We start from the raw sequence: 17,196 nt of genomic DNA on the forward strand, positions 1-17,196 counted from the left end.
CATGATTATTCCCAGGTCGCAGGATGCGTCAGGGAGGCCCCGCCCATGAGACGGCTCGTCACGATCATCGCCCTCGTCAGTCTGGTCTTCGCGCCACAGGCCGCTGCCGCGGCCCACGGAACCGGGCCGGTCACGACCCGCGACTATGCGCAGACCGACGCCGTGATCTCCAACCAGGAGCGCGGCTTCTACCACCACACCGAGACGCACTACCGTGCCGACGGCTCGGGCTACGTGCCGCTCAACGTGGCCACGCTGCGCAACTTCCGGACCCAGGAGAACGTCACCCAGATCCTCCGGGTGTTCTACCTGGAGAAGTTCGCCGGCCAGGACACGCTCGACAAGGCGTACCTCGACCTGGTCCGCGCCGACTTCCGGACCATCCGCGCGGCCGGCATCAAGGCGATCGTCCGCTTCGCGTACGCCCAGCCGCCCGGCTGGCCGCCGACCATCCCGTACGGCGACGCTCCGCTGGCGCGCGTGCAGAAGCACATCGCGCAACTGACGCCGATCCTGCGGGAGAACGCCGACGTGATCGCGGTCGTCCAGTCCGGCTTCGTCGGACTGTGGGGTGAGGGGTACTACACCGACTACTTCGCCGACCCGCAGGACCCGAGCCAGGTCTCGGACCAGAACTGGGCCGACCGTCGTGCGGTGATCATGGCGCTGCTCAAGGCCCTTCCGAAGGACCGGATGATCCAGGTACGTACGCCGTACATGAAACAGCGAATGCTCGGCGTACCGACTGGGGCTGAAGGCGGTCTCACCGCGGAGCAGGCGTACAACGGGTCGCCCTTGGCGCGGGTCGGTCATCACAACGACTGCTTCCTGGCCAGCCCGGACGACTTCGGGACCTACCTCAGTGATCCGATCGAGCTCGACAAGGAATTCGTTGCCCAGGACACCAAGTACGTGCCCGAGGGTGGTGAGACCTGCGGAGTGAACTCGCCGCGGTCCGACTGGCCGTCGGCGTCGGAGGAGATGGCCAGGCTGCACTTCTCCTTCCTGAACACCGACTACCACCCGGACGTGCTGGCGAGTTGGGGTGACAACATCACGATCGCCCAGCAACGGCTCGGCTACCGGTTCGCCCTCGAGCAGAGCACGGTCACGAGCACCACCCGGCCGCGCGGCACGGTCGACGTCGGCCTGAGGATCCGCAACGACGGGTGGGCGGCGCCGTACAACCCGCGTCAGGTCCAGTTGATCTTCCAGGGCGACAAGCACAGCTACCGCGTGAACCTGCCCGCCGACCCACGTCGCTGGCCGGCCGGCACGACCACGACGCTCGACAAGCAGGTCTGTGCACCGGCCGTGCCCGGCAAGTACCGCCTGCTGCTCAACCTCGCCGACCCGGCGCCTCGGCTGCAGTCCCAGGACCGGCTGCCAGGCTCCACCCAGACTTACAACTCGGCGTACGCCATCCAGCTGGCCAACACCGGCACCTGGCAGGCCGCGACCGGCTACAACGACCTCAACCAGACTGTGACGGTCACCGCGCAGCACCACGCCGCCGGCGCCTGCGGCCAGCTCCCGAAACCGGAGCTGATCCACTGACCCCGGCTATGTACTGCGCCGGGCTGATGCCGAGGAAGACGGCGTTCCCGGCGAGCTTGTGGTGGTCATGCTGATTTGCCCTGATGATGCGTGTAGTGCGGGTTGGTGATGGGCCAGTCGGTGGCGATCCAGCGCGGTACCAGCTCGTCGAGGGCTGCCTCGATCGGCCCGCCGACGAGCCAGTCGACGACCCACCACGAGATCTCCGCGCCCGTCCCGTCCTGGATCGGCGGATCGATGTAGACGCAGCCGAGCAACTCGGTTTCGCCGTTGTCGAACAGTGCGTAGTTGAACGACTCGTGCCGCTCGATCTCCGCCTCGTGCCGGGCCAGGTCCTCGCGGTCCTGGTCGGCGGTCATCGTCGCGGGAGGCCATCCCCAGGACTCGCCGTACAGCGACCAGAGCCGCTCCTGTGAGCCCATCACCGCCTGCATGTCCAGGTCGACGTCGGTCGCCCGGATCGGGCGAAGGTGATGTCCTGTCGTCAGCGGCACCCGCACCGGGTGGCTCCACTCGTCCGGGAGCCATGCGATTGTTGTCATGACTCCAGCCTCGGGCCCGAGCGCGCCACAGACCACAGGCAGGACTCACACAGTGCTCGTACAGTTCGGTGGCGGCCCGCGGCCGTGGCCGAGCTCGCCCTGTAGCGGCTCAGGACTCGGGCTTGAGCAGGTGGTTGTGGATCATGAAGGCGGTGCGGAGTTCCTTGTAGCCGACTCGGTCGAAGAGGACCGTCATGGCGGTGCCGGTGTAGTGCTCGACTTGGCCGCCACCGAAGGTGGGATGGGTGACTCTGCTGCCGACCGGGAAGGGCTGGTCGGCGACTGGGGCAGCGGTGCGTCCGGCGAGATCGTTGTCGCAGTTGCCGCAGGGGCCGTCGTACTGCTCGCCGAAATAGCTGAGGAGCCATTCGCGACGACAGCCGCCGTACTCCGCGTACGCGGCCATCATCTCGACGCGCGAGCGAGCGGCCTCGCGGCGATCGTGCTCGACCGCCGACGCGGCGGCGACTGCCCGGTCGACGTCGACTCGGGGAGCCAGGTGGAAACGGTGGCTGATGGCAACCATTCGTGCGTCCGTCAGCCGGCCGAGAGCGCGTTCGACCCGGGCCGGACTGAGGCCGCTCGCGGCGGCCAGTTCGGGGATGTCCGCCGGGCGGTGCTCATGGATCGCCGTGGCGACGGCGAGGAGGTCGGCGTCGGTCACCCCGCCCGAGGCGAAGAAACGGTTGAGGCCGAGGTTGGCGTGCCGGTAGAACAGTTCGATGTCGGCCGGTTCGCCGTCGCGGCCGGCGCGCCCGATCTCCTGGTAGTACGCGTCGATCGAGCCCGGCGGCTCGGCATGGCTGACCCAGCGGATCCCCGGTTTGTCGATGCCCATCCCGAAGGCGATCGTGGCGACGACGACCCGGCAGTGATCGGCGAGGAAACTGTCTTGGACCTCTCGGCGCTGCTTGGCCGACAGACCCGCGTGGTACGCCTGCGCCGGCACACCAGCGATCACCAACTCGTGCGCCAGGTCCTCGGCGTGGCGGTGGGTCGCGACGTACACGATGCCTGGTCCGCGCGATGACCGGACATGGCTGAGCAGCCGGCGGTTCTTGGTCTCGTCGTCGGCGAAGGTGAACACCGCGAGGTTGAGGTTCGGCCGATCGAAGCCGCCGACCACCACGGCCGGGTCGTGCATCTCCAGGCGGTGGATGATCTCCTTGCGCACCGGCGGGGCGGCGGTCGCGGTCAACGCGAGGACCGGGGGCCGCTGCATCGCGCGGATGGCTGCGGAGAGCCGCAAGTAGTCGGGGCGGAAGTCCTGGCCCCATTCGCTCACCAGGTGGGCCTCGTCGACGGCCACCAGCCGCGGCCGGGACGCAGCCAGCAGGTCGAGTACGTCGGGATGCGTGAGCTGCTCCGGCGACAGCAGCACGAACCCGGGCCGGTCGTTCGACAGCATGTCGTGGGCCATCCGGCGACCGGCCGCGTCGCTCGAATTCAACTCAGCGACCTCGACGCCCGCGGAACGTGCGCACAACGCCCGCAACTGATCGCGCTGGAGAGCCACCAACGGGCTCACCACGACCGTCACTCCACCCAGCGCGAGCCCGGCCAACTGGTAGATCGCGGTCTTCCCGGTCCCGGTGGCAAGAACAGCGAGCGTGTCCTTCCCCTCGAGTACCGCCCGGACAGACTCCTCCTGCCCCGGTCGCAACGAGTCGAACGCCAACCGCTCCCGAGCCAACCCGGCAACATCAACAGACACCCGCACATCATCCATCACCGGCGTCAGGACTGGTGGCGAAGGTTCCCGGGTACAGGTCTTGGGGAGGCGGTCGGTGGCTCGCAGTGACTGCCGTGCCCAGGAGGTGTGACCATGAACCAGCACCGGATGGTCCTCGAAGCGGACAACGGAGCGGAGCTCCTGTTCGTCTGCCCGTACGACGGCTGTGGTCGTCGCCTCGTGCTCAAGCGGTCGGGCGGACTGACGGTCCTCGACCGAGGTGACTTCTTCGCCTTGCACTCCGGAGGCACCCAGGGCCTGGAGATCGAGGCCGGAATCGGCGGCTGACCTGCGGGTTTCCGCTTAGTCAAGGCTGAGCGCGGCCGCTCAGCGCTACTGCGGCGGGTCGCTCAGCGCTGCCGGGCACTCTCTCGGTGAGGCGCGCCCATCCAGGGCCGCCCACCCACTTGGGGGAGTAGTCATGCAGCAGTTCGATCCCAACATTCCCGGCCTGATCCAGGGCGAAGTGACCACCGTCACGATCATCGACCCTGCCGGTGAGTTTCCGCCCTTCCAGGTCGGCAACCACGTCCTGGACCGCACGGACGCGTTCAAGATCAGCGTGAAGTGGGAGGTCACCGGCCCGCTGCGGCCACTGTGGCTGTCCGCGCTCGGTGGCAAGTGGAACGTCCAGGCATTCGCCGAGTCCCTCGGCGGTGGTCCTGAGATTCTGCTGGCCGCCGACAACACCGTGGACGCCGACCCGGCCGTCTCGAACTACGCCGTGGAGCTCAACGTTGCGCCGAACACCCTGGACGAGGGGAATCCGGGCAGCCAGGTCAGCGGGATCTACAAGGTCGTGGTCTCGGTCTTCCTCGACAGCAACCTGGGCGCCCCAGGGTTCGACATGACCGGGTTCAACGAGGGCCCGATCATCCAGGTCGAGGACCCGCAGTAGCCGCGAGTCTGATCCCCTTCGCTTCCCGGGGGTCAGTTGCTCCGTAGCCGACCGGGTCGTGTCCCTGAGCCAGGGACGCGACCCGGTCAGCGGAGCTCGGCCAGTTCCGCGGCGGAACCGTTCCGGATCTGGTCGTACAGCGCGCTGGTGCCGGGTGCAGGACTGGCGTCGATCGTGACCCGCAGGATCCGGGTGCAGAACTCGTATTGCCGCACTGCCTGATAGGTCCGGCCCTGGGCGGCGTAGCACCGCATCAGCAAGCGGTGCGCATCCTCGCGGCACGGGTCGATGTCCAGCATCCGGTGCGCAGTGGCAATGCAGTCGTCCACCCGGCCGTCGGCCAGGTCGATGCGGCTCAGCCGGTCCAACGCGTCGACGAGCTTGATGCGCAGGCTCTCCCGCGGCAGCAAGGTCCATTGCTCGAACGGCGCATCCGCCGCGAAATCGCCACTGTAGAGCGCAATCGCCTGCTGGTACGCCGTTCTGGCCTCCTCGTGAAGGTGCGCCCGCTCAGCCGCGGCGGCGGTGCGCAGTCCTTGTTCGAAGGTCTCGACGTCGACCTCGACGTGCAGGTCCGGGTTGATGCGATACCGACCGTCGGCGTACTCCACGAGGTTGATCGCGGTGACTTCGAGGAAGGCACGGCGCAGGCCGCTGACCGCCACCTGCAGCCGGTTGCGTGCGGCGGAGGCCGGCACGTCGCGCCAGAACTCCTCGAGCAACTCGTCCCTCGAGCACGAGTGATTCCGGCGGGAGAGCAGATACCGCAGGACGCTCGTACCTCTCTGACCGTTCCAGGACGTCACCGGCGAGCCGTCGACCCGCACCTCGAGAGGGCCGAACAGTCGCGCTTGGAGCAGACCGTGTCGCGTCGCCGACCGGTTGCGCAGGCTCCCGGGGTACGCCGGCACCGGCCGATCGCTACTGAACCAGCGACGTTTGGTATCCGTTGGCCGGGTCAGTTCTCGCCGAAGGGATGGACCCCAGATCGGGCGCAGCCAGCCCCACTGCTGCTCCATCGGCACCAACCACGGTCGAAGCTGGCCGGACGCGATCGGTCCCGTGCCCATCTGCGGATGCCAATAGCCAACCGTCAGCGCGACCTGCAGCGCACTCCGCTGATCCGGCGTCAGCTGATCGAGCAGTCCCGCGGTCAAGCGGCCGAGTAGCGACGACAGGCTGCGTGCGGAGCCGAGGGCCTCATCCACGGCGTCCGGGGACCACAGCTGTGCGGCGTCCAGTACGTCTCCGAGCACAGCCGCGTGCCGGCCGGCGTACCTCAGGAGCCGTGCGCGGTTGTGGGCTGACTCGAGAGCAGCTTCGTCAACCAGGTCGGACGCCGGGACCACGCAGTCCGGTCCTCGGCCGAGCGGTGGATGCAACCGGCCTTCGGCGACCACCACCATTCGGACGCTCCGATCGATGACGGCGGGCCGGATCGCCTTGACCAGCCGGGCGACGCCCGGGGTCAGTCGGCTGCCGAGCTCGAGCACGATCACCGCGCCTTCCGGTGCTCCTTGGATCTCGTCGCCGAGTCGAGCAGCCGGAAGTCGTCCGGTCTCAAGCTCACCAGGTGACCAGCGATGCTTGCAGGCCGCGGCCAGGGACTGCGCCAGGTCCGTCGGGCGTACGTCGTGGGCACGCAACCAGACGCAATCGTGCAGCCGCTGCCAACTGTCGACCACGCCGGCCAACCGCTCGGCGGCGTACGAACCTGGTACACCTCGGACCACGGAAATCGGAGCCTCCGCGATACGCCGCACCCCCGGAGTGATCGCGCTCGCGGCGGCCAGGGGGCGAAGGACCGGCGGCAGGTACATATCTCTACCCAAGTCCGTCCGTTGTGCGACTCATGGCGATGCATCCCCCTCCGCGCAGGCGCGCGCTCACGGACTGGATGCACACGGTGCCGATCCTGATACGCGTTCAACTGCTAAACCCGAACCGGACTCTCATCGGGCCCTGGTGGTTCGAAGTCGGCCAGATGCGCTTCCAGAACCACGTCCGCTACGTCCCCCCGAGCCAGGCTGCGTCGGTTGCCGGCCTGGCGCCGGCGGATGGTGGTGTGGGCAACGTCCAGGTAGACGAGCACGAACCCGGCGCCGGCGGCCAGGGATCGCCAGCCGTCGCGCAGTGAGCGCAGCGAGCTGGTGTCGTCGACGATCACTGTCCGGCCGGCGTCGAGCAGGGCGCGGACTTCGGCCCGCGCGAGCTCGTGGGTGCGGATCCACTCTTCGACCGGGATCCCGTCACCGCCCCACAGTCCACGGCGTTCGTTGATCTCGTCGAGGCTGACCACCACTGCGTCGACCTTCTGCGCGAGAGCCTGCGCATAGGTGCTCTTGCCGGAGTACGCCGTACCGCACATCAGCACCAGCAGGCCTGGGCCTGCGGGGTGGTTCGACATGTCAGTGACGGCCTTCGAGGCCGATGGACGCTTCCTCGGCGCGGCGGGCGGCGTTCTCGAGCAGGACCAGCAGGAGCAGGTCGAACAGCGACCGGCGGTCGCCTCGCTCGCGAGTCTCGGCCGCGTCACTTCGCTCCATCGTCGGAGCGTAGTGTGCGCTGCTGTCAGGTGCCACTGCCCGCCGGTCCGTCGGCCTGTCGCCACAGGTCGAGCAAGAGTTGGTTCACTTCGTCGGGGCGTTGCTGGTGCGGGGAGTGGTCAGCACCCTCGACCTGGATGAAGGTCGCGCCGGTCTGTGCGGCGATGAACCTTGAGGTGGCGATGAGCGCCTCCCCGGCCGCGGCGCGGTAGTCAGCCGGGGCCGTCTCCCAAGTGCCGGCCAGGACAAGCTTCGGATACGTCGCGGAGCGGATGGGCTCGAGCGGTACGTCGGCGTTCCAGCAGGGACGCTCGTGGAGCGCCGAACCAGCGGCGCGCAGGGACCATTCGTACGGCTCAGGAACGGCCTGGTCACCCCAGACAACCTTGAGATACTCCTCCGCCGTCATCGACTGAGTGCTCGGCCAGTAGCGGCGGTTGCCCTCGAGTGACTTGGCAACCACCGGATCCGAGGTCGCGACAGCCAGCGCCGCCGGCTCGATCAAAGCCAACGAGGCAACCAGCTCGGGTCGACGCCCGGCAGCGAGCATTGCGACCACACCGCCGTACGAATGCCCGACCAAGTGAGTCGGCTTGTCCATCAGAGCGATGACGTCATCCGCGTCGACGTCGTAGTCACTCATGTCCGTGTCCGGACTCTCCCCGAACCCCCGCCGATCCACGACCAGAATCCGCCGATCCCGTCCCAGCCCCCGCTGCCCAGCGAACGACGCCTGCCCCCAGGACAACGTCCCATGAACCAAAACCACCTGCCCACCCGAAGCCCCACCGTCGTCCCACACCGTCACGTGAATCGGCAGCATCCCCAAACCCTAGGCGTCGAGCCGGTCAACCAGGCTGTCAACCGCTCAGGAACCGGCCATTGACCGGAGCTGTTGGTGGGGGGACTTTTGGAGAGGGGGATGGTCGGATGGCAGTGATTTCTGGACGGGTGGGGAGCGCCCGGACTGCAGAGGATCAGGTGCGTCGGGTGGGGTGGGGGTTCATCCTGCTGTACACGTTGGCGTACCTGAGTACTTGTCTGGTGTTGATCGCGCCGCTGCTGGTCACCTTGGCGTTGAAGGTGAACTCGTTGGTGGGGATCGAGCAGGCGCCGAGCAGGTTGGCACTGGTCGCCGGGATCGGTGGCCTGGTCGCGATGGTCTGCAATCCCTTCTTCGGCAAGCTGAGCGACCGTACGACGTCGCGGCTGGGCATGCGGCGGCCGTGGATGGTCGTCGGCCTGGTGGGTGGTTCGCTGGGCATTCTCGTGGTCGCGGTGGCGCCGAACATCCTGGTCGTGCTCGTCGGGTGGTGCACTGCCCAGCTGTTCTTCAACGCTCTGCTCGCCGTGCAGGTGGCGGTTCTGCCGGATCAGGTCCCGGCGACGCAACGCGGCGTGGTCGCCGGCGTACTGGGCGTATGTCTGCCGATCGCCTCGGTCAGCGGGACCTTCTTCGTCAAACTGTTCACCGGGAACCAGCTCGCGATGTTCCTGGCCCCTTGCGTGATCGGCGGGTTCTTCATTCTTCTGTTCGCGGTGGTTCTCGACGATCGCCGGCTGAACAAGGCAGACAGGCCGCCCTGGTCACTGCGAGAGTTCGCCGGCACGTTCTACGTCTCACCGCGCAAGAACCCGGACTTCGCCTGGGCCTTCGTCAGCCGGTTCCTGTTCGTACTGGCGTACGCGTTCCTGTTCACCTACCAGGCCTATTACCTGCTGGAGAAGATCGGGAGTGCCGAGGCCGACGTACCGCGACAGATCTTCCTCGGCACGCTGATCCAGTCCAGTGTCATCGTTGTCGCATCGCTCGTCGGTGGCCGGCTGTCCGACTGGACGGGGAGGCGGAAGGTCTTCGTCCTCAGTGCGTCGATTGTCTACGGGCTGGCGATGCTCGTCATCGGTGTTGCGGTCAGCGTCAACGGCTATCTGATCGGGATGGCGATCGGCGGGCTCGGATTCGGCATCTACATGGCCGTCGATCTGGCGCTCGTTGTCGACGTACTGCCGGACAAGGCCAACGCGGCCAAGGACCTCGGCGTACTCAACATCGCGGGCGCGCTCCCCGGATCGGTCGCGGCGGCGATCGCTCCGGCCATCCTCGCGGTCGGCGGCGGCAGCTACGGCGTGCTGTACGGCGTTGCCGGAGTGTGCGCGATCGTCGGGGCGTTCGCCATCCTGCCCGTGAAGAGCGCCCGCTGACTCTGGGCCCGCGTCGGCGGTGCCAGCGGGGGTCCTCATCTTCCTGCTGGCTGCAATGCGCATCGGGTGCTGGCTGCGACGACACGTGGGCAGGGGCGGGCCAGTCTTGCTGGTACTAGCTTCCCCGCGGTGAAAGGAGCCGCACGATGAGCCTCTCGATGGACCTGCCCGCGGCGGGGGCGATGTCCGGGAGTTGGATGTTCAGCGCTGCGTGTGCGGGCCTGGACCCGGAGTTGTTCTTCCCGATCGGGACCACGGGACCCGCGATTCTGCAGATCGAACAGGCCAAGCAGGTCTGCTGCGGCTGCGGTGTGCTCGAGGAGTGCCGTCGTTGGGCCCTGAACACCCGGCAAGAAGCGGGGGTGTGGGGCGGGCTGTCCGAGGAGGAGCGCCGCGCCCTCAGGCAACGCAGGATCGAAAACCGGCGGCGCGAAGTCCGTCAATTGTTCGATTGAAGCGGAATACCGGTTTTGCAATTGACCAACTTCGGCCTCCTCGAGTGCATCTAACTGGTGTCCAAGGGGGGCATCGTGAAATGTGTTCACACAACTATCCACATCCGCAGACCGATCCGCACCGCGTACGCCCTACCGGCGATCACTGCACCACCGGTGGGAGCCTTCGCTGTACCTGCGTTCGCCGGCGCCACCACATCGACGACCGTCAACGCTGCCACCGCTTGTCCCGCCGCTTGGGCCTCATTGCCTGAGGCAAGTAACCGGCGTGGTTCCGCATGCGCTCAGTGAACGTCGTACTGCCGGATGGCTATGGCGTTCGGACTCCTGAGCCATCCGATGCTGTGGGGATTTTCGGGCTCATGGCGGCGTACAACACGGCGGTGGTCGGGTTTGCCGATTGCACGCTGGACGAGATTGCCGATGGCCTCGTCGAGCCCGGTTTCGATCCTTCGACGGACGGGTTTCTCGTCGTGGCGGCGGACGGGCGGCCGGTCGGCTATGGGATGGCGCTGGCCAAAGGCGACCACGAGGTCGTCGGAATCGAGGTGACGTCAGCGGAGCCCGAGGTCGCTGCCTGGCTGTTGGATCAGACGCTGCTGCGCGCGAGGCAGATGGGGCGTGCGAGAGGACACGCCGAGGTCGCCGTCGATGCGTGGGTCTACCGCGCTGACGAGTCGTTCCGCGCTCTGCTGGCCGACCGCGATTTCACCGCCAGTACGACGTACCACCGGATGCGGATCGACCACACCGGACCCGTCGCCACGCCGGATCCACCAGCAGGCGTCGTCGTACGCCGCGGAGCCTTCGACGACGCAACCCGCTGGACTGCTCACGAGGTCATCATCGACAGCTTCCGCGGCCAGTTCGGCTTCGTCCCGCGTCCGCACGACGAGTGGGTCGAGGCGCTCGGAGCGAGTTCGACCTTCGACTGGTCCCAGCTGACTGTGCTCAAGGTCGATGGGCAGGCAGTCGCTGTGCGGAGTTGCAACGACGAGTTCGTCGAGGCCGAGAACTGTGGGTCCGTCGGAATGCTCGGGGTGGTCGAGGGCTTCCGGGGGCGGGGACTCGCGAAGTTCTTGCTGCGCGACTCCTTCGCCGCCGACGCGGTCGCCGGGCGGGCCGGCACGATCCTGCACGTCGACACCAACAACCCGACCCCGGCACTCGGCCTCTACCTCTCGGTCGGCATGACGCCCACCATGATCTTCGAAGGCTGGCGCCGCGTCATCCCGCTCGACACCTGAGATCTGCACGCGGCGAAAGTCACGCCGCGGTCCTACGATGGCGACACGATGACGCCTACTCAGCTTCGTGCGTTCTCCGCGGTCGTGCGCCTCGGTTCGGTGAAGGCCGCCGCCGGTGAACTCGAGGTCACCGAGGCGGCCGTCTCCCTGCATGTTGCCCAACTGCGCAAGGAACTCGGGGACCAGTTATTCACCCGGACGGCGTCGGGGCTGGCACTCACGCCCGGCGGGTTGCGGCTGGCCAGTCGCGCCGTGGAGTTGCTCGGACTGCAGAACCGGACGATCCAGCAGGTCAGCCAGGCCGGGCGCGGCCGGAGACTGATGCGGATCGCCGCCTCGACCCTGTTCGCCGAGTACGCCGCCCCTGGCCTGATCGAGCTGTTCGCCGGCCGGGCCGATGACCTGGACGTCGAGCTGAGTGTGCATCATCCGCGCCAGTTCGCGGCGCTGCTGTCCGAGCGGTCGGTCGACGTTGCCCCCGGCCCGGTCCCGGCCGGTCTGCCCGAGTCGATCCGCCGCGTTCCCTTCCTGAACTACCGGCTCGTGGTGGGCGCCCTGACTCCTGAGGAGACCGCCGTCTCCGTCTGCGCCGAAATCATCGCCGAACGCGCCGGCCTGGAAGTCGTCCGCCCGCTAGGACAGGTGGAGACACCGATCCACCACTGACCTCAGACGGTGTCGGAGCGTACGTGGACCACGCGCACACCGGCGGGCAGTCGTGCGCTGCGGGTGAGCAGCGCGTCGTCCAGCCAGGCCTCGATCACTTCCGCCAGTTCCTCGGGGTGGTTGAAGTTCACCGCGTGCGCCGCCCCTTCGACGAGCACGACCGCCAGGTGCTGGGAAGCGAGCCGGCCCACCTCGTGGACGCGGGACGGAGGCGGCATGAGTGGATCCCGGCCACCGAGGACGGCCAAGGTCGGTACGGGCGTGTGCAGCAACCGCTCCAGGGACGGGTACAGGGTCAGCTCGTGGAACAGGCGCAGACCGTTGACCGGTCCGAACCTCAGGTAGTCGGGCAGCGCGATCGGGGCCATCCTCGGGCTCTCGCGGATCACGTCCAGCGCCAACTGTCCGAGGGCGCGCGGCAACGGGCGGTTCTGAATGCCGCCGGCGGGCGAGACCAGCACCAGTCGGTGGACGCGCTCGGGTGCTTCGTGCGCCACCTCGAGGCCGATCGGACAGCCCATCGAGTTCCCGACCAGCACTGCCCGGTCGATGTCGAGCGCGTCGAGGACCGCGAGCAGGGCGCCGGCGAGCGCGGGAACATCCAGAACGCGGTCGCGTCTCTCGCTGCGCCCGTAGCCCGGCAGGTCGGGCACCACGTTGACCCATCGGCCGGCCAGCAGGCGAGCCGTGGGCATCATGTAAGACCCGGAGATCGCGAAGCCGTGGATGTGTACGACGGGCACGCCACTCCGGCCGACGCTGCGTCGGTAGAACACCGACCTGCCCTCGACCTGCACGTGCTCGGCTACCCACCCGTGGTCGGTGCCCATGGCGAATTTTCTCTCACCGGGATCAACCGATGGTTCATGCACACCGGATGAGGTTCTGCGGGTGCGGCAGAGACAGGCTGTGAACGGCGACCGAAGTCGCTGGACACCAATCCCAGGGAGAAGCCATGTCGACACCGTCAGTATCAGACACCCCTGTGCTCGACCTTCTGGCGAACATGACCGCGGACTCCTTGCAGGCCACCAGCCTCGACCCGCAGATGATCATGGTTGCCCGGCTCGCGGCGCTGGTGGCCAGTGATGCACCTCCCGCGTCGTACGCGCTGAACCTGGCTGCCGGCAGCGATGTGGGCCTGGACGCCGACGGCGTCCGCGGTGTCCTGACTGCGATCGCCCCCATCGTCGGGACCTCACGGGTGGTGGCGGCGACCGGACGCATCGTGGAGGTGATCGATGTTGCCATCGAGGTGGCCACGGCTGAGCTGGCCGCTGAGGCCGCCGCCGAGGCCAGAGGCACCGCCTAGTCACGCCCTGAGGAACGGGCCGGATCCTTCGGTCAGGTTCGGCTGGGATCGGCCTCGCGGTGGACGGTCAGTTCGCCGGCGATGTCGCGTTGCATTGTCGCGGCGACGGTGGCGGGGTCGAGCCCTTGGCCGAGCAGGACCGCGAGTTTGGTGAGTGCGGCTTCGCAGGTCATGTCGAACCCCGGTACGGCGCCTGCGTGCATCAGCGCGGATCCGGTCACGTAGGCGCCCGGCTGCACGGACCCGCGGACGCACTGCGTGACGACGACCACGACGATGCCCTGGGAGGTGGCGGCCTCGATCGCGGCCAGGAACTCCTTGTCGTGCGAGGGTCCGTTGCCCGCGCCGTACGCCTCCAGCACGAGGCCTTGCAGCGGTGGCCGGCACAGGTTGGTGAGGATCGACGCCGAGAAGCCGGGGAAGAGGCGCACCGCCGCGACGTGCCCGAGCCGGCCGGCGGTCAGCCCTGGCTCGCCCTCGGGTGACCGTGCGAGGGCGTGCTTGACGACGATGTCGATGCCGATCTCGGCCAGCGGCGGGAACCTCGGCGAGTCGAAGGCATCGAGTCCCGACGCGTCGATCTTCGTGGCCCGGTTGCCCCGGAGCAGGACCTCGCCGAAGAGCAGCGTCACCTCCCCGACGTCGGGCCGGGCGGCGACCTGGAGCGCGCCGATCAGATTCTGCCGTCCGTCGCTCCGGGTGCGGCTGATCGGAATCTGCGAGCCGGTCACGATCACCGGCTTGCCGAAGTTCGGCAGCAGGAACGAGAGCGCCGAGGAGGTGTAGGCCATCGTGTCGGTGCCGTGCAGGACGACGAAACCGTGGTGGTCCGCGCGACGCTCGTACAGGATCCTCGCGATCGTGCACCAACTCTCGGGCGTGGCGTTGGCCGAGTCGATCAACTCGTCGAGCTCGGTGAACGCGATCGGCGGCAGCTCGCCGCGCGAGTTCTCCACGATCCAGTCCAGGAACGGACCCAGCGCACCGGCCACAGGAGCCTGACCATCGCCGGTGTCGACCATCCCGATCGTCCCGCCCGTGTGCAGCACCAGCACGCTGTCGCTCATAGCCTGGCCCCCTCCACGCCCGGCGACGTCCGGAGCGCACCTCGTTGTAGCACGCCAAGACGACGAGATCCGGTCGGTCGTCGAGGGCCACCAGGCAAGGACATTTACTTGTCCTCTACTGCGAGCGGTTAGAAGGGGAGCGGGCGGCCTGATGGTGTGCGGAGGTCGAGCGGTGGCGTGTCTCTGCGAGGTCGTACCGGTCTGCGGCGGATCTGGGTCTGGCGCATGAGGCCGCTCCTCTCAATTGATAAGAGCAACTTCCAGGCGCCAAAGTTCAAAGACGTGCCGGGCTTTCCCAGATCGATACCTTCGGTCCCGCTGGGCGCGTCCAGTTGCACCTGGTCCCGGGCTTTGGGTCTGCTCGCGGGGAGGCCGAGGAACTGACTGGCCGGGCAGTTCGACAGGAGGTGTCACGCCGAACGGGAGCTCGGCCTGCTCAGCAGCGGCTGCACAACGCGCCGATCACCCGACACCTCCTGTCCGTGTGTCCCCGTCGGCGACCTTGAGCACGGATCGACCGGATCGGGGGACTGCTGGTGGTTGGTTGGTGCACAAGGTCGCGTGTTCGTCCCACGTCACCATCGCCCACGGGCGCGTGAACTGCAGCCGTCCCGGGTTAGGCAGTCGGCTAACGCCAGGTGGATCGGTCGGCGGGGCCTTTGGGGACTGGTTCGAAGGTGACGTTCTCGGGGGGTACGGCGTTGCCGTCGGGGGTGGTGAAGGCGACCCTGACCACGTCGTTGGATCGCGTGTCTCGGCGGAGGACGGTGGGGCCGGCCTTGCGCGGGACGTGGGTGTCGCCCCATTGCTGGAGGGCGGCGAGGACGAGTTTGAGATCCTCGCCGGCCGGAGTCAGGTGGTACGACGAACGGGTTCGCTCGCCGTCGGCGCGGTACTCGTGCTTCTCCAGCAGGCCCGACTCGACCATCGCGGCCAGCCGGTTCGCCAGGATGTTCGGGGCGATGCCGAGGTAGTCGCGGAAGTCGGCGAAGCGGGTCGTGCCGAGGTGCGCCTCGCGCAGGATGAGGAAGGTCCACCGATCGCTGACCAGATCGAGCGTCCGTGCGATCGAGCAGTTCGGTTGGGTTTCTGTCATCAGGCCTCCTTCGCTGGTCCGCGGCTGCGCGCCGCGAGCAGGCCGGCGGCCAGGATCACCAGCAGCGCCAGCGTACCGATGACGGTCACGCCGAGCAGGAGCGCCGTACTCAAGCCCGACGCGGTCGCCACGAGCCCGAGGGTCAGCGCGATCGTCCCTTGCAGGAGGTAGGCGACCAGGTAGGCGGCCGCGACGGTTCCGCCGCGGTGGTGGGTGGGTGCGTGGGTGGCGATCAGCCCGAGTCCACCGGAGAAGAGCAGCGCGTACGCCGTACCTCCGACGACCGTCGTGGCGACGAAGAACGGCAGGGAGTGCTGGGTGGAAGCAAGTTCCAGCAGGCCGAGATCGACGAGCGTGAGAACGGCGCCGAGCGGCACCAGTCGGGTCGCGGGGAACCGACGGCCGGCGATCGCCGTCGTGCCTGTCGCGGCGGAGAAGATCGCCAGCAGCAGACCGATGACGAAGATGTTGCCGGTGCCCACCAGATCACGGATGATCTCGGCACCGAGCGCCAGGAACACCGAGCCGAACGCATAGGCGGCGGTGACTGAGAGGGCCGCCGCGAGGTACAGCACTCGGATGCCTTTGGCAACGGTAATCGGGCGCGGCCGCCAGCGGCCTTGGCTCTCGTCCTTGGTGTGCCGCGGCATCTGCCAGACCGCTGCGAACACCACCGCGATCACTGCCAGCAGCACCCAGAAGTCCAGGTGCAGTGGCGCGGGCGCGTACTCGATCAGGCCGCCGCCGACGATCGTCGCCAGGGCCAGCCCGACCGCGGTCGCTGCCGTCGTGATGGACGACGCCCGGCTCGCCTTCCCGCGCGCGCTCAACTCGACCGCAGCAGCCGTCGCCGGTGTCAGTGCCAGACCGACACCGGCCCCCATCAGCGCACGCCCGGCGTACACCCAGCCAACCGAAGGTGCGACCGCGAAGAAGAGTACGCCGGCCAGCATTGCGCCGACGCCGTACAGCATCGTCTGCCGGCGGCCGATGTAGTCAGAGAGCTGGCCGAAGATCAGCAGGAAGGCGACCAGGACGACCGGATAGACCGCGAAGATCGCCGTGGTCGCGGTGGGAGTGAGGTGCCAGGTCGCGGCGTACAGCGGGTACGTCGTGGTCGGCGCGGCGCTCGTCCACAGGCTGATCGCTGCGACCGCGGCGGCGACCCAGAAACTGGCCCGCCGGCTGAGGGTACGGCGGGCTGGTGCGGAGGTGGTCGCGGGAAGATCGAGAGCCGTCATGCCGATGTCCTTCGGAAGGTACCTGAGTTGCGCATCGAAACCCAGAACACCTGAGTTGCCCACAACAATCCAGCCCGGCCCATGACCTCCGTCACATCACGACCGGCGACACCGGCGGGGCTCAGGCGGGAGCGACTGTGCGGGTGACGACCCAGCGGTGGGGGGAGATCGGTCGGGTGCGGGTGAAGCCGTGGTTCTCGAAGGCGGCCATCGGGCCGGTATGAAGGAAGGATCCCGACACCGTCCGGTCATCGGTTTCTTCGGGGTAGCCCTCGACGGTGCCGCCGCCGAGGCGGGCGATCTCGGCCAGCGCCCCGCCGAGTGCCGCGTCGGCGACGCCGCGACCGCGGAGACCCTTGCCGGTGAAGAAGCAGGTGATACGCCACTGAGGCAGGGTGGTCAGGCCCTTCTCGTACAGCCGTCGGCTCTTGACCTCCGGCAGCTCCTCGGGGGAGCCGAACTGGCACCAGCCGAGGCATTCATCGTCGGCAAACACCAGCGCCGCGTGGGTGCGGCCTTCGCGAACGCGCTGCTCCTTCTCGTCGCGATTCTGCGCCGCGGTCCGATCCTTGCCCAGCTTGACGTGGAACCCCACACACCAGCACCCGCCCACACGCCGTTGTTCGCCTCGACCA

Annotated in this window: 19 protein-coding genes; 8 read left to right on the plus strand and 11 right to left on the minus strand. The window is 68.0% G+C overall.

Annotation, left to right across the window (positions count from 1 at the left end; genetic code table 11):
• Window positions 1–45: 45 nt before the first annotated feature.
• A complete protein-coding gene (locus tag E0H75_RS20395) occupies window positions 46–1,557 on the plus strand; it encodes a DUF4832 domain-containing protein (RefSeq protein WP_131515162.1) in 1,512 nt (503 codons plus the stop codon).
• Between the two features lie 65 nt (window positions 1,558–1,622).
• On the opposite strand, the gene E0H75_RS20400 is transcribed toward E0H75_RS20395, so the two are convergent.
• Together E0H75_RS20400 and E0H75_RS20405 are read right to left on the minus strand one after the other, a co-directional pair.
• Complete coding sequence (locus E0H75_RS20400) at window positions 1,623–2,099, minus strand: GNAT family N-acetyltransferase (RefSeq protein ID WP_131515163.1); 477 nt, start codon at window positions 2,097–2,099, stop codon at window positions 1,623–1,625.
• Between the two features lie 109 nt (window positions 2,100–2,208).
• Window positions 2,209–3,813 carry a RecQ family ATP-dependent DNA helicase gene (locus tag E0H75_RS20405; protein ID WP_202873071.1) on the minus strand — a complete coding sequence of 535 codons (1,605 nt, stop codon included), beginning with the start codon at window positions 3,811–3,813 and terminating at the stop codon, window positions 2,209–2,211.
• Window positions 3,814–3,924: 111 nt separating this feature from the next.
• Between E0H75_RS20405 and E0H75_RS20410 the strand changes: the two genes are divergently transcribed.
• Both E0H75_RS20410 and E0H75_RS20415 read left to right on the plus strand, forming a co-directional pair.
• Complete coding sequence (locus E0H75_RS20410; protein ID WP_131515165.1) at window positions 3,925–4,119, plus strand: hypothetical protein; 195 nt, start codon at window positions 3,925–3,927, stop codon at window positions 4,117–4,119.
• Between the two features lie 133 nt (window positions 4,120–4,252).
• Window positions 4,253–4,729, plus strand: coding sequence for a hypothetical protein (locus E0H75_RS20415; RefSeq protein WP_131515166.1), 477 nt, complete (start codon window positions 4,253–4,255; stop codon window positions 4,727–4,729).
• Window positions 4,730–4,815: 86 nt separating this feature from the next.
• On the opposite strand, the gene E0H75_RS20420 is transcribed toward E0H75_RS20415, so the two are convergent.
• The 4 genes from E0H75_RS20420 to E0H75_RS20430 all read right to left on the minus strand — a co-directional run bounded on the left by E0H75_RS20420 (window position 4,816) and on the right by E0H75_RS20430 (window position 8,098).
• Window positions 4,816–6,549 carry an AfsR/SARP family transcriptional regulator gene (locus E0H75_RS20420; RefSeq protein ID WP_131515167.1) on the minus strand — a complete coding sequence of 578 codons (1,734 nt, stop codon included), beginning with the start codon at window positions 6,547–6,549 and terminating at the stop codon, window positions 4,816–4,818.
• Between the two features lie 113 nt (window positions 6,550–6,662).
• The gene (locus tag E0H75_RS20425) at window positions 6,663–7,136 is read right to left on the minus strand and encodes a P-loop nucleotide/nucleoside kinase family protein (RefSeq protein WP_131515168.1); all 474 of its coding nucleotides are present in this window, start codon (window positions 7,134–7,136) and stop codon (window positions 6,663–6,665) included.
• A gap of 1 nt (window position 7,137) precedes the next feature.
• A complete protein-coding gene (locus tag E0H75_RS43135; RefSeq protein WP_165553878.1) occupies window positions 7,138–7,275 on the minus strand; it encodes a hypothetical protein in 138 nt (45 codons plus the stop codon).
• A gap of 25 nt (window positions 7,276–7,300) precedes the next feature.
• The gene (locus tag E0H75_RS20430) at window positions 7,301–8,098 is read right to left on the minus strand and encodes an alpha/beta fold hydrolase (RefSeq protein ID WP_131515169.1); all 798 of its coding nucleotides are present in this window, start codon (window positions 8,096–8,098) and stop codon (window positions 7,301–7,303) included.
• Window positions 8,099–8,265: 167 nt separating this feature from the next.
• Between E0H75_RS20430 and E0H75_RS20435 the strand changes: the two genes are divergently transcribed.
• The 4 genes from E0H75_RS20435 (at window position 8,266) to E0H75_RS20450 (ending at window position 11,845) form a co-directional block, all read left to right on the plus strand.
• A complete protein-coding gene (locus E0H75_RS20435) occupies window positions 8,266–9,477 on the plus strand; it encodes an MFS transporter (protein WP_202873072.1) in 1,212 nt (403 codons plus the stop codon).
• Window positions 9,478–9,623: 146 nt separating this feature from the next.
• The gene (locus E0H75_RS20440; protein WP_475009181.1) at window positions 9,624–9,932 is read left to right on the plus strand and encodes a WhiB family transcriptional regulator; all 309 of its coding nucleotides are present in this window, start codon (window positions 9,624–9,626) and stop codon (window positions 9,930–9,932) included.
• A gap of 278 nt (window positions 9,933–10,210) precedes the next feature.
• Window positions 10,211–11,179, plus strand: coding sequence for a GNAT family N-acetyltransferase (locus E0H75_RS20445; RefSeq protein ID WP_165553880.1), 969 nt, complete (start codon window positions 10,211–10,213; stop codon window positions 11,177–11,179).
• 48 nt (window positions 11,180–11,227) lie between these two features.
• Window positions 11,228–11,845: a LysR family transcriptional regulator gene (locus tag E0H75_RS20450; protein WP_131515172.1), complete on the plus strand. Its 618-nt coding sequence runs from the start codon at window positions 11,228–11,230 to the stop codon at window positions 11,843–11,845.
• Window positions 11,846–11,847: 2 nt separating this feature from the next.
• Here the strand turns inward: E0H75_RS20450 and E0H75_RS20455 are convergent, their stop codons facing one another.
• The gene (locus E0H75_RS20455; protein WP_131515173.1) at window positions 11,848–12,675 is read right to left on the minus strand and encodes an alpha/beta fold hydrolase; all 828 of its coding nucleotides are present in this window, start codon (window positions 12,673–12,675) and stop codon (window positions 11,848–11,850) included.
• A gap of 125 nt (window positions 12,676–12,800) precedes the next feature.
• On the opposite strand from E0H75_RS20455, the gene E0H75_RS20460 reads away from it, so the two are divergent.
• Window positions 12,801–13,157 (plus strand): carboxymuconolactone decarboxylase, encoded by a 357-nt coding sequence (locus E0H75_RS20460; RefSeq protein ID WP_131515174.1) that lies wholly within the window; start codon window positions 12,801–12,803, stop codon window positions 13,155–13,157.
• 32 nt (window positions 13,158–13,189) lie between these two features.
• On the opposite strand, the gene E0H75_RS20465 is transcribed toward E0H75_RS20460, so the two are convergent.
• The 4 genes from E0H75_RS20465 to E0H75_RS20480 form a co-directional block, all read right to left on the minus strand.
• The gene (locus tag E0H75_RS20465) at window positions 13,190–14,224 is read right to left on the minus strand and encodes a type I asparaginase (RefSeq protein WP_131515175.1); all 1,035 of its coding nucleotides are present in this window, start codon (window positions 14,222–14,224) and stop codon (window positions 13,190–13,192) included.
• 628 nt (window positions 14,225–14,852) lie between these two features.
• The gene (locus tag E0H75_RS20470) at window positions 14,853–15,320 is read right to left on the minus strand and encodes a winged helix-turn-helix transcriptional regulator (RefSeq protein WP_131515176.1); all 468 of its coding nucleotides are present in this window, start codon (window positions 15,318–15,320) and stop codon (window positions 14,853–14,855) included.
• The gene (locus E0H75_RS20475; protein ID WP_131515177.1) at window positions 15,320–16,561 is read right to left on the minus strand and encodes an MFS transporter; all 1,242 of its coding nucleotides are present in this window, start codon (window positions 16,559–16,561) and stop codon (window positions 15,320–15,322) included. Before E0H75_RS20475 ends, E0H75_RS20470 begins: the two co-directional genes overlap by 1 nt.
• A 121-nt stretch (window positions 16,562–16,682) precedes the next feature.
• Window positions 16,683–17,156: a GNAT family N-acetyltransferase gene (locus tag E0H75_RS20480; RefSeq protein ID WP_238163156.1), complete on the minus strand. Its 474-nt coding sequence runs from the start codon at window positions 17,154–17,156 to the stop codon at window positions 16,683–16,685.
• Between the last annotated feature and the right edge of the window lie 40 nt (window positions 17,157–17,196).

The organism is Kribbella capetownensis (genome assembly GCF_004331485.1).
Lineage (GTDB): Bacteria > Actinomycetota > Actinomycetes > Propionibacteriales > Kribbellaceae > Kribbella > Kribbella capetownensis.

Excerpts from the sequence above, each read along its gene's own strand:
- E0H75_RS20395 (WP_131515162.1), top strand. The coding sequence starts at position 46 with ATGAGACGGCTCGTCACGATCATCGCCCTCGTCAGTCTGGTCTTCGCG.
- E0H75_RS20400 (WP_131515163.1), bottom strand. The coding sequence starts at position 2,099 with ATGACAACAATCGCATGGCTCCCGGACGAGTGGAGCCACCCGGTGCGG.
- E0H75_RS20410 (WP_131515165.1), top strand. The coding sequence starts at position 3,925 with ATGAACCAGCACCGGATGGTCCTCGAAGCGGACAACGGAGCGGAGCTC.
- E0H75_RS20415 (WP_131515166.1), top strand. The coding sequence starts at position 4,253 with ATGCAGCAGTTCGATCCCAACATTCCCGGCCTGATCCAGGGCGAAGTG.
- E0H75_RS20420 (WP_131515167.1), bottom strand. The coding sequence starts at position 6,549 with ATGTACCTGCCGCCGGTCCTTCGCCCCCTGGCCGCCGCGAGCGCGATC.
- E0H75_RS20425 (WP_131515168.1), bottom strand. The coding sequence starts at position 7,136 with ATGTCGAACCACCCCGCAGGCCCAGGCCTGCTGGTGCTGATGTGCGGT.
- E0H75_RS43135 (WP_165553878.1), bottom strand. The coding sequence starts at position 7,275 with ATGGAGCGAAGTGACGCGGCCGAGACTCGCGAGCGAGGCGACCGCCGG.
- E0H75_RS20430 (WP_131515169.1), bottom strand. The coding sequence starts at position 8,098 with ATGCTGCCGATTCACGTGACGGTGTGGGACGACGGTGGGGCTTCGGGT.
- E0H75_RS20440 (WP_475009181.1), top strand. The coding sequence starts at position 9,624 with ATGAGCCTCTCGATGGACCTGCCCGCGGCGGGGGCGATGTCCGGGAGT.
- E0H75_RS20445 (WP_165553880.1), top strand. The coding sequence starts at position 10,211 with ATGCGCTCAGTGAACGTCGTACTGCCGGATGGCTATGGCGTTCGGACT.
- E0H75_RS20450 (WP_131515172.1), top strand. The coding sequence starts at position 11,228 with ATGACGCCTACTCAGCTTCGTGCGTTCTCCGCGGTCGTGCGCCTCGGT.
- E0H75_RS20455 (WP_131515173.1), bottom strand. The coding sequence starts at position 12,675 with ATGGGCACCGACCACGGGTGGGTAGCCGAGCACGTGCAGGTCGAGGGC.
- E0H75_RS20460 (WP_131515174.1), top strand. The coding sequence starts at position 12,801 with ATGTCGACACCGTCAGTATCAGACACCCCTGTGCTCGACCTTCTGGCG.
- E0H75_RS20465 (WP_131515175.1), bottom strand. The coding sequence starts at position 14,224 with ATGAGCGACAGCGTGCTGGTGCTGCACACGGGCGGGACGATCGGGATG.
- E0H75_RS20470 (WP_131515176.1), bottom strand. The coding sequence starts at position 15,320 with ATGACAGAAACCCAACCGAACTGCTCGATCGCACGGACGCTCGATCTG.
- E0H75_RS20475 (WP_131515177.1), bottom strand. The coding sequence starts at position 16,561 with ATGACGGCTCTCGATCTTCCCGCGACCACCTCCGCACCAGCCCGCCGT.